Raw genomic sequence first — 10,638 nt, 5'->3', positions numbered from 1 at the left:
CGCCGGGGGTGGTGTCGGCGGGCACCGTGACGTCGACCTCGATGGTGCCGTCCTCGCCCGCCGTGGTGGTGACCGGGTCGCCGACGGGGTCGCCGGCGTCGTCGGTGAGCTGGACGGTGACCTCGCCGCCGGGGGTGAAGCCGTCGCCGGTCACGGTGGTGGTGCCACCTGCCGGGACGGTCGTCGGGTCGACGGCGATGGTCGGCGCCGCGGTGACCTCCAACGGTGTCTGCGCCGCGGCTCCCGTGGAGTCCTCGGCGACCACCGTGAGGTCGCCGGGGGTGGTGTCGGCGGGCACCGTGACGTCGACCTCGATGGTGCCGTCCTCGCCCGCCGTGGTGGTGACCGGGTCGCCGACGGGGTCGCCGCCGGCGTCGGTGAGCTGGACGGTGACCTTGCCGCCGGGGGTGAAGCCGTCGCCGGTCACGGTGGTGGTGCCACCCGCCGGGACGGTCGCCGGGTCGACGGAGATCGTCGGCGCCGCGGTCACCGTGAGAGGCGCTTCGGCCGTGGCTCCGGTGACGTCGGTCGCGACGACCGAGTAGTCGCCGGGAGCGGCGTCGGCCGGGACGGGCACGTCCACCTCGATCGTGCCGTCGTCTCCCGCCGTGGTGGTCACGGGATCGCCGACGGGCTCGCCCGCGTCGTCGGTGAGCTGGACGCTCACGTCCGACCCGGGGGTGAAGCCGTCACCGGTCACGGTGGTGGTGCCCCCCGCCGGCAGGGTGCCCGGGTCCGCCGACAGCGTCGGCGCGGCGGTCACCTCGAGGGGGGTCTGCGCCGGTGCGCCCGTGGAGTCCTCGGCCACGACGGTGTGCTGCCCCGGTGTGGCGCCGGCGGGCACGGTGAGGTCGACCTCGATGGTGCCGTCGTCTCCCGCCGTGGGGGTGACCGGATCGCCGACGGGGTCGCCGTCAGCGTCCGTCAGTTGGACAGTGACCTCGCCGCCGGGGGTGAAGCCGTCGCCGGTCACCGTGGTGGTGCCGCCTGCCGGGACGGTCGTCGGGTCGACGGCGATCGTCGGGGCCGCGGTCACTGCCAGAGGCGCTTCGGCCGTGGCACCGGTGACGTCGGTCGCGACGACCGTGTAGTCGCCCGGTGTGGTGCCGGAGTCGATCGGCAGGCCGACCTCGATAACGCCGTCCGCCGTCGCGGTGGCGGTGACGGGTTCACCGACGGGGTCGCCGTCGGCGTCGGTGAGCTGCACGCTCACCTCGGAGCCGGGCGTGAAGCCTCCGCTCGTGACCGTGGTGGTGCCGCCCGCCGGGACGGTGCCGGGGTTGGCCTCGATGGCCGGCTCCCCGGTCACCACGAGGTCTGCCTGCGCGGTCGCGCCGGTGACGTCGGTCCCGACGACCGTGTACGGGCCGGCTGTCGCGTCGTCGGGGACCGTCAGCGGGGTCGTGATCTCCCCGCCGGCGCCGGCCGAGACGGTGACGGGATCGCCCACGGGGTCGCCGCCCGCGTCGGTGAGCTGGACGCTGACGTCGGACCCCGGGGTGAAGCCCGTGCCCGTGACGGTGGTGGTGCCGCCCGCCGGGACGGTCCCGGGGTCGGTGGCCAGCGTCGGGGCGGTGGTCACCGTGAGCGTCGTCTGCGCCGTGGCGCCCGTGACGTCGGTCGCGACGACCGTGTAGTCGTCGGGCGTGGTCCCGGCGTCCGTGGGCAGGTCGACCTCGATCGTGCCGTCGTCACCTGCCGTGGTGGTGACCGGGTCACCGACGGGGTCGCCGGCGTCGTCGGTGAGCTGGACGCTCACCTCGGAGCCGGGCGTGAACCCGTCCCCGGTGACGGTGGTGGTGCCGCCGGCCGGCACGGTCCCCGGTTCTGCCGCGATCGTCGGGGCGGCCGTGACCTCCAGCGGTGTGTCGGCCGTGAGGCCCGCGGGGTCGGTCGCCACGACGGTGTAGTCGCCCGGCGCGGTGCCGGCGTCCGTGGGCAGGTCGACCTCGATGGTGCCGTCGTCACCTGCCGTGGTGGTGACCGGGTCGCCGACGGGGTCGCCGGCGTCGTCGGTGAGCTGGACGCTCACCTCGGAGCCAGGCGTGAACCCGTCGCCGGTGACGGTCGTGGTGCCGCCGGCCGGGACGGTCGCCGGGTCGGCGCTGATGGTCGGGACGACGACGGCGAGGTCCGCCTCGGCGGACGCCCCGGTGACGTCGGTCGCGACGACCGTGTAGCCGCCCGCGGCGGTCCCGTCCGGGACGACCACCGGCGTGCTGAACGAGCCGTCCTGCTCCGCGGTGACGGTGACCGGTTCGCCGACGGGGTCACCGGCGGCGTCGGTGAGCTGGACGCTCACGTCGCCGCCGGGCGTGAACCCGTCGCCGTCCGCCGTGGTGGTCCCGCCCGGCATGACGGTCGTGGGGACGAGGGCGAGGGTCGGTGCGGCGGTGACGACCAACGGCGCGTCGGCGACGGCGCCGGTGCTCGTGTCCGTGGCCACCACGGTGTAGTCGCCCGGCGCGGTGCCGGCGTCCGTGGGGAGGTCGACCTCAATGGTGCCGTCGTCGCCGGCCGTGGCGGTGACCGGGTCGCCGACCGGGTCACCGGCGTCGTCCGTGAGCTGCACGGAGACGTCGCCGCCGGGCGTGAAGCTCTCGCCGGTGACGGTCGTGGTGCCGCCGGCCGGGACGATCCCCGGGTCGGTGGTGATGCTCGGGGCCGCCGTCACCGTGAGCGGAGCCGTCGGCACGACGCCGGACGGGTCACCGGTCGCGGTGACGGTGTAGTCGCCGGGGTCGGTGCCGGCGCCGACGGGCAGCGGCACCGTGAAGGCGCCGGCACCGTCCGTCGTCACGGCGACCGGGTCACCGACAGGGTCACCGGCCGCGTCGGTGAGCTGCACGGCCAGGTCGGTCTCGGGCGCGAAGCCCGTGCCCGAGACCGTCGTCTCGGCACCCGCCTGGACGGTCGCCGGGTCGACGGTGATCGACGGCGCCTCGACGGCGCGCACCGTGGCCGACGCGAGGTTGACGGTCGCCAGGTCGTCGCCCGTGCCGAACGACAGCAGACGCAGGGACAGCGCGCGCTCGGTGAACGACTCGCCTCCCGACGGGTCCTGCGCCGGCAGGTCTCCGGGCTGCTCCTGGACGTTGCCGGTGAGCGAGACGACGCCGGTCAGGACGTCGAGCACGGGGCCGACGACGTCCGCCGCCAGCGGGCCGGTGATGCCGTCGAGGGTCGTCTCGAGGGTGTCGACGAGGGTGAACACCGCGCCGACCGGAGCCAGGAGGGCGTTGACGATCGTGCTGGCGAGGGCGTCCGTCGAGGTGCCGAGCACCCCCAGCACCACGTCGAGCAGCGCCTGGGTGCCCAGGACGTCGACGCTCGCGGTCGCGGTCCCGTCGTCGATGGCCGAGAGCGGGGCGTCCAGGGTGATGCCGAGGACGTCGGCGTACGGCCCGGTGGGCAGGAGCCGGGCGCCGACGGTGACGTCGAGGGAGACCGCGGCGCTCTCCACAGCCGTGCGGACGCCGTCGGCGACGTCCTGGACGATCGAGGTGATCGTGCTGGTCACGGCGTCGGCGATCGCGGCGACGACGGCACCGTCGAGGATCTCGGTGTTGGCCGGGAGCTCGTTGAGGTCCGGCAGGTCGGGGTCGTCGGCGAGCAGCTGCTCGAGGTCGACGGAGACCTGACCGGTCTGCAGGTTGACCTGGACCGCCCCGTCACCGACGAAGCCCGACGGCAGCACCGTGCTCAGGTCGGGCACGGTCACGTCCACGGTGCTGGTCGCCTGGGTGAGGGGCGAGGCGTCGAGGAGCCCGAGCGTGCCCTCGACCGCCGTGGTGAGGGTGTCGGACAGGCCGTCGAGGGAGGTCTGGACGGGCGCGATGGCGTCCTGGAGCTGCGTGTACACGCCGCCGACCAGCGGGCTGGTCAGGTCGACGGTCGCGCCGGCGATCTGGTAGTCGCCCGTCGTCGATCCCGGCTCGGCCTGGGCCGTGGCCGACAGAGCCCCGAGCGAGAGGTCGAGCTGGGAGACGGTCGATCCCTGGAGGTCGTCCGGCACCAGCGGGGTGAGCGAGACCGTGGCGTCGGCCGGGAACTGCTCCGAGCCGCCTACGGAGATGCCGCCCTGGTCCGTGACGGCGCCCGAGGCGGCGGTCGCGCCGTCGGCGTCGGCGGCGGCGTACTGGTTCACCGCGCCGAGCTGGACGACGCCGTTGGGGCCGAAGAGCTGGAGGGTGTCGGTGAGGTTCACCCCGAGGGCGTCGAGGACGTCCGCGGACAGCGGGTTCGTGTCCAGCCCGTCGCCGGAGGGGTAGGCCGCCTTGGCGCCCTCCACCTCCGCGATCGCGTCCAGGTCGACGCCCCCGAGCACGACGTCGCCCCCCAGGAACTTGCCGAGGGACTCGGAGACGTCGGTCGGGGCGGCCGCCGCGCTCGGGGCGCCCGCGAAGGCGAGCGCCCCGAGGACGGCGGCTGAGGCCGCCCCGGCGGTGAGCCGGTGCAGGGCGTCGTGGCCGCTGCGTCGTCGTGACCGGGGCGGGGGAGCCGCTCCGATCTGCTGGGCTCCTGGTCGATCTTGCCTGGCATGACGGCGCGCACGTACCACTGGTCTCCCCCTTGGACCTTGCCCTGCAGCCCACCCACGTTGGTGGCCTCAGGCGCCAACCTAAGTTGCCTGAGACATGTGGGCACGCCGAGGAAAACTCCGCCCGGGTGAAATATTCGGGCGTTCGTGAGACGTCGGGCCGACCGCCCGAGGGGGATGTTTCGGGTAGGTCAGACGTTCGTGATCGTCAGGGCGACGTTGTGCCCTCCGAAGCCGAAGGAGTTGTTGAGCGCGACGATGTCGCCGTCGGGCAGCTTCTCCGGGGTGTCGCGCACCAGGGGGACCTGGAGCTCGGGGTCCGGGGTCTCGACGTTGATGGTGGGCGGGGCAAGCCGCTCCGACACCGCCTTGACCGTGAAGAGGGTCTCGAGCGCGCCCGCGCCACCGAGCAGATGACCGGTCATGGACTTGGTCGCGGAGAGGCGCACGTGGTCGGCCTCGCCGCCCATGAGCGTACGGATCGAGGCGGTCTCGGTGAGGTCGCCGACCTTGGTCGAGGTGGCGTGCGCGTTGACGTGCACGACGTCGCGCGACGTCACGCCGGCCTCCTCGAGGGCCCGGCGCATGGCCGAGACCTGCCCGGTGCCCTCGGGGTCCGGGGAGGTGATGTGGTAGGCGTCGGCGGACAGGCCGACGCCCGCGATCTTCGCGTAGACCCGCGCCCCGCGGGCGGCGGCGTGCTCGGCGCTCTCGATGACCAGCACGGCGGCGCCCTCGCCGACGACGAAGCCGTCGCGGTCGACGTCGTAGGGGCGGGAGGCGCGCTGCGGGTCGTCGTTGCGCAGCGACAGCGTGCGCGAGGCCGCGAAGGCGGCGATCGGCATGGGGTGGATCGTCGCCTCGGTCCCGCCGCACACGACGATGTCGGCCCGGCCGCTGCGGATCATGTCCACGCCGTACCCGATCGCCTCGGCGCCGGACGCGCACGCCGACACGAGGGCGTGCGCCCCGGCCTTGGCGCCGAACTCCATCGAGACGTACGCGGCGGGGGAGTTGGGCATGAGCATGGGGACGGTCATCGGGAGCATGCGGCGCGCGCCGCGCTCCTTGAGGGTGTCCCAGCCGTCCAGCGTGGTCCAGATGCCGCCGATGCCCGACGACACGACCGCACCGAGCCGCTCGCTGTCGACCTCGGGGGCGCCGGCGTCCTGCCAGGCCTCCCGGGCCGCGACCATCGCGTACTGCGTGGACGGGTCCATGCGCTTGGTCTCGGGGCGGGAGAGCACCTGGTCGGGGGTGACCTTGATGGTGGCGGCGAAGGTGACCGGGAGCCCGTACTTCTCGGCCCAGTCGTTGTCGAGGGTGCGCGCGCCCGACTCGCCCGCGAGGGCCGCGGCCCAGGTGCTGGGGGCGTCGCCACCGAGCGGGGTGGTGGCGCCGAGGCCGGTGACGACGACGTCGCGCGAGGCGGGTGCGGCAGTCATGGGTGGGTCACTCCTGTGGTGAGAGCGGGTGTGCGGTGTGGTGCTGCTCGATGCGTTGCCGGGCGGGCCGGGGTCCCCGGCCCGCCCGCGCGGCGGGGCGTGCGCCCCGCGGCGGCGTCACGCGGCCTGCGCACCCTCGATGTACGAGACGGCGTCGCCGACCGTGGTGAGGTTCTTGACCTCGTCGTCGGGGATGCGGACGCCGAACTTGTCCTCGGCGTGGGTCACGATCGTCATCATCGACAGCGAGTCGATGTCGAGGTCGTCCGTGAACGACTTCTCCGACACGACCGCGTCCGTGGGCAGACCGGTCTCCTCGGCGACGATCTCGGCGAGGCCCTCGAGGATCTCCTGGGAGGTGTAAGCCATGGGGTGCGTCTCTCCTTGAACGGGGTACCGGCCGTCCGGCACCGTGGGGTGTTGCGGTGCGATTGTCCCGCACCACGGGGGTCGGTCACGACCCGGGCGCAGATCCGCCCGGAACCGGACCGCTGGCTAGGGCAGCACCACGACCTGTGCCGCATAGACGAGTCCCGCGCCGAAGCCGATCTGCAGGGCCAGGTCGCCGGAGCGTGCCTGTCCCTCGGCCAGCAGGCGCTCGGTGGCGAGCGGGATCGACGCGGCCGACGTGTTGCCGGTGTCGGCGATGTCACGCGCGACCACGACGCTGTCGGGCAGCCGCAGCTGCTTCACGAGCTGGTCGATGATGCGCATGTTCGCCTGGTGGGGCACGAAGACCTGGACGTCCTCGGGCTCGACGCCCGCCTCCGCCATCGCCTTCGCCGCGACCGGTGCCATCTGGAAGCTGGCCCACTTGAAGACGGTCGGGCCGTCCTGGCGCAGCGTCGGCCAGCCGGCCGTCGGCTCCGCCCGCAGGTCGGACCAGCCGCGGGTCTGCGAGATGGCCTGCGACTTCGCGCCGTCCGAGCCCCAGACGGTCGGGCCGATGCCCGGGGTGTCGGACGGGCCGACGACGGCAGCGCCTGCGCCGTCGCCCAGCAGGAACGAGATCGACCGGTCGGTGGGGTCGACGAAGTCGGACATCTTCTCGGCACCGATCACGAGCACGTGCCGCGCGGCGCCGGAACGCACGAGCGCGTCGGCCTGGCCGATCCCGTAGGCGTACCCGGCGCAGGCGGCGGACACGTCGTAGGCCGCGGCGGGCGTCGCACCCAGCCGCTCGGCGAGGACGGCGGCCCCCGCGGGCGTCTGGTGGAAGTACGTCACCGTCGACAGGATCACGACGTCGACGTCCGCGCCGGTCAGCCCGGCGGAGCCGAGCGCCTTGCGTGCGGCGGCCTCCGCGAGGTCGAGCACGTCGACGTCGGCCGCGGCGTACCGCCGTGTGACGATGCCCGTGCGCTGGCGGATCCACTCGTCGGACGAGTCGATCGGGCCGGCCACGTCGTCGTTCGTCACGACGCGCTCGCCGCGCTCGCCGGCGATCGCGAGGATCCGCGAGAAGCGGACCGGCTCGGCCTGCCGCAGCGTGGGGCGGGACGCGGGGGACGCCGGGGGCACGGTCACGCGGTGGTCCCCGCGCCGGCGACGACGGAGTGGCGGGCGATCAGGTCGCGTGCGGCGGCGACGTCGTCCGGGCTCTTCACCGCGACCGACTCGACGCCCTTGAGCGCGCGCTTGGCCAGGCCGGTGAGCACGCCGCCGGGGGCGAGCTCGAGGATGCCGGTGACGCCGCGCTCGGCGAGGGTCTCCTGGCACAGGTCCCAGCGCACGGGCGCGGTGACCTGGGCGGCGAGCCGGGCCAGGACGTCGGCGGCGGTGCCGTGCCCGTGGGAGCCGGGCGCCAGCGCGTCGTAGGAGGCGCCGTCCGCGTCCGACAGCAGGGGCAGGCGCGGGTCGGTGGCGAGCCAGCCCGTCGCCACCTGCTCGAACGCGACGCGGGCGGTCTCCATGAAGGGCGTGTGGAACGCGCCCGCGACCTGCAGGGGGATGACGCGGGCGCGCGTCGGCGGGTCGGCGGCCAGGGCGGCGAGCCGGTCCAGGTCGCCGGCCGCGACGACCTGGCCGCCGCCGTTGACGTTCGCGGGGAACAGCCCGGCCGCCTCGATGGAGGCGAGCACCTCCTCGGGGTCGCCGCCCACGACGGCGCTCATGCCCGACGGCGCGGCCGCGGCGGCCTCCGCCATCGCCCGCGCGCGGTGCGAGACCAGGCCGACGGCGCCGGCGTCGTCGAGCGCGCCCGAGACCGCGGCAGCGCTGAGCTCGCCGACCGAGTGACCCGCGGTGACGTCCACGACCTCGGTCGTGGGGCGGCCGTCGAGGATCGCCCGCAGCGCGAGGAGCGACGACGACACGATGAGCGGCTGGGCCACGGCGGTGTCGCGGATCGTGTCCGCGTCCGACGTCGTCCCGTGCTGGGCGAGGTCGGTCCCGGCCGCGGCGGAGAAGGAGTCGAGCAGGTCGGCGGTGCCGGGCAGCTCCAGCCAGGGGCTGAGCATCCCGGGGGTCTGAGAGCCCTGTCCAGGGCAGACGACGGCGAGCACGCCCCCACGGTGTCACCCCGCCGCGGGGGCGCGTCGTCGCGACCCGCACGAACCTCGCGGATACCGATTGTGGGATTCCTCCAACACGCGCTCTGTCGGTCGCCCCACGTCCGTCCGTGCCGGCGCCTCAGCCGCCCGTGGCGCCGCCCTCGAGCTGGCCGAGGGCGAGGGCGATCTGCAGCACGAACGACTCCCGCGCGTCGAGCGGGTCCCAGCCGGTGATCTCCGAGACCTTGCGCAGGCGGTAGCGCACGGTGTTGGGGTGCACGTACAGGCGGCGGGCGGCGGCCTCGAGCGAGCGGCCCGTGCCGAGGTAGGCGGACAGCGTCTCGAGCACCGAGCCCGACGCCTCCTGCAGCGGCCGGAACGCCTGCGCCACGAGCGTGCGGCGGGCGGTGACGTCGCCGGTCAGGACACGCTCCGGCAGGATCTCGTCGGCCAGGACCGGCCGGGGGGCCTGCGGCCACGCGGGCGCCGCGGCGAGGCCGGCGAGGGCTGCGGCAGCGGAGGCGGGGGCGTCGGACACGTCGGGCACGACGCCGCCGATGACGACGGGGCCGGGGCCGAACCGGTCGAGCAGCGACGTGGCCGCGGCGACCAGGTCGCCCTCGCCGCCCAGGACGAGCACCAGCCGGTCGCCGTGGATCCCCACGAGGGCGTCTCCCGCGGCGCGCCGTGCCAGCCTCCGCAGCTCCGCCGTGCGCACGTCGTCGAGCCGCGTCGTCGCCTCGCCCACCACGACGAGCGCCTGACCGCGCCCGCTCCAGCCCAGCGCCGAGACGCGGGACCGCAGCGCGTCGTCGCCGTCGCCCCGCACCAGGGCGTCCACGACCAGCGCCTCGAGCCGCGCGTCCCACGCCCCGCGGACCTCGGCCGCACGCGCGTAGACCTCGGCGGCCGAGAACGCGATCTCGCGCGAGTAGCGCAGCACCGCCTCGCGCAGGTCCCGCTCGTACCCGGGAGCGGCGATCTCGTCCGAGTGCTGCTCCACGACGTCGACCATGAGACGCACGAGCTGCAGCGTGTGCTGCAGCGAGATCGAGCGCGTGAGCTCGGGCGGCGCGGCCGCGAACATCTCGCCCACGCCGTGGGGCGTCGGGGTGGGCTCGGCGAACCAGCTCACGAAGGCGTTGATGCCGGACTGCGCGACCAGGGCGACGTAGGAGCGGTCCTCGGCCGGCAGCTGCCGGTACCAGTGCACCTCCTCGTCGAGGCGGCGCATCGCCGCGGACGTGAGCAGCCCCAGGCCCTCCCGCACGCGCTGCACGTTCTCGCCCCGGCTGACGGGGCTCGGGCCGCCGTCCTCCGCGGCGCCCCCGCCTGTGGGGCTCGTCCCGCGCGCCGTCGAGGCCGGGGTGCCGGTGGTCGTCATGGGTCGAGGATACGGGCGAGGTTGTGGGGAGTGCACAAACAGGGACGCTCGACGCGGGGCCCAGCCGGAGGGCCGGTCTTTGGATAGTGTCGGTCCCATGGCCCTCTTGCCCCGGCTCCGGCAGCTGCTGCGCCGGCCCTTCTCTGCCTCCACCGTGGCGGCACGTCGACAGTCGCCCTCGGAGTCGCACGGGGAGCACCTGCAGGAGGACGCCCTGCGAACCATGCTGACCGACGACCCGAACGACGCCCGGGCCTTCCGCGCGCTCGCCGAGATCGTGCGCCGCCGGGCGGCGGAGTCGCCGAACGCCGAGGACCCGCTCACCGCCCCGCCGGACGAGGCCGCCCAGCAGCGGGCCGCCGACCTCGCCGTGTGGTCCTTGGCCGAGGAGCTCGCCGGCCACCCGCGCGCCTGGCGCCCGCTGCTCGAGCTGGGCCGGCTCTCCGTCGTGGACGACCCGGAGGGTGCCTCCCGTCGGCTCGCCACCGCCGCCTCGCGCGACGCGAGCGGCGAGGCGCTCGCCGAGGGCCTCGCGATCCTGCGGGAGGCCCGCATGCCCACCGAGGCCCTGGGTCTCGGGATCGGTCACTGGCGGGTGCGGGAGCACACGCCGGAGGTGGGCCGTCATCTGGTGCTCGCGGCCCTCGAGGCGGAGCGCTACGCCGAGGCCCGCCAGCACCTGGAGTCGTTGACGCTGCACCCGGGCACCGAGGAGCTGCGTGCCGAGCTGAGCCGCATCATCGCCGCACGGGAGCCCACCACGCCGAGGTAGCGCAC

General features: G+C 74.9%; 7 protein-coding genes. 1 reads left to right on the top strand and 6 read right to left on the bottom strand.

The genetic code is table 11. The annotated features are described in order from the left end of the window. The 6 genes from ACWGKI_RS03425 to ACWGKI_RS03400 form a co-directional block, all read right to left on the bottom strand. A partial coding sequence (locus tag ACWGKI_RS03425) for a choice-of-anchor G family protein (protein WP_452184693.1) occupies positions 1-4,561 on the bottom strand: 4,561 nt, incomplete at its 3' end. Between the two features lie 170 nt (positions 4,562-4,731). Continuing rightward, on the bottom strand, positions 4,732-5,985 hold the full coding sequence (locus ACWGKI_RS03420; RefSeq protein ID WP_452184691.1) for a beta-ketoacyl-[acyl-carrier-protein] synthase family protein: 1,254 nt from the start codon (positions 5,983-5,985) through the stop codon (positions 4,732-4,734). A gap of 117 nt (positions 5,986-6,102) precedes the next feature. Then, complete coding sequence (locus ACWGKI_RS03415) at positions 6,103-6,354, bottom strand: acyl carrier protein (RefSeq protein WP_079574895.1); 252 nt, start codon at positions 6,352-6,354, stop codon at positions 6,103-6,105. A gap of 126 nt (positions 6,355-6,480) precedes the next feature. Continuing rightward, positions 6,481-7,512, bottom strand: a complete 1,032-nt coding sequence (locus tag ACWGKI_RS03410; protein ID WP_380245435.1) for a beta-ketoacyl-ACP synthase III — start codon at positions 7,510-7,512, stop codon at positions 6,481-6,483. Continuing rightward, on the bottom strand, positions 7,509-8,489 hold the full coding sequence (locus ACWGKI_RS03405; protein ID WP_380245436.1) for an ACP S-malonyltransferase: 981 nt from the start codon (positions 8,487-8,489) through the stop codon (positions 7,509-7,511). The genes ACWGKI_RS03410 and ACWGKI_RS03405 overlap by 4 nt, the downstream gene beginning before the upstream one ends. 127 nt (positions 8,490-8,616) lie before the next feature. Continuing rightward, on the bottom strand, positions 8,617-9,861 hold the full coding sequence (locus tag ACWGKI_RS03400; RefSeq protein WP_380245437.1) for a PucR family transcriptional regulator: 1,245 nt from the start codon (positions 9,859-9,861) through the stop codon (positions 8,617-8,619). Between the two features lie 97 nt (positions 9,862-9,958). Between ACWGKI_RS03400 and ACWGKI_RS03395 the strand changes: the two genes are divergently transcribed. Continuing rightward, positions 9,959-10,633: a hypothetical protein gene (locus ACWGKI_RS03395; RefSeq protein ID WP_452184687.1), complete on the top strand. Its 675-nt coding sequence runs from the start codon at positions 9,959-9,961 to the stop codon at positions 10,631-10,633. The last annotated feature ends 5 nt before the right edge of the window (positions 10,634-10,638 follow it).

The organism is Isoptericola sp. NPDC055881 (assembly GCF_053615895.1).
This window is presented reverse-complemented; position numbering and strand designations above follow the sequence as displayed.

Coding starts and splice junctions, on each gene's coding strand:
- ACWGKI_RS03420 (WP_452184691.1), bottom strand. CDS start 5,985: ATGACTGCCGCACCCGCCTCGCGCGACGTCGTCGTCACCGGCCTCGGC.
- ACWGKI_RS03415 (WP_079574895.1), bottom strand. CDS start 6,354: ATGGCTTACACCTCCCAGGAGATCCTCGAGGGCCTCGCCGAGATCGTC.
- ACWGKI_RS03400 (WP_380245437.1), bottom strand. CDS start 9,861: ATGACGACCACCGGCACCCCGGCCTCGACGGCGCGCGGGACGAGCCCC.
- ACWGKI_RS03395 (WP_452184687.1), top strand. CDS start 9,959: ATGGCCCTCTTGCCCCGGCTCCGGCAGCTGCTGCGCCGGCCCTTCTCT.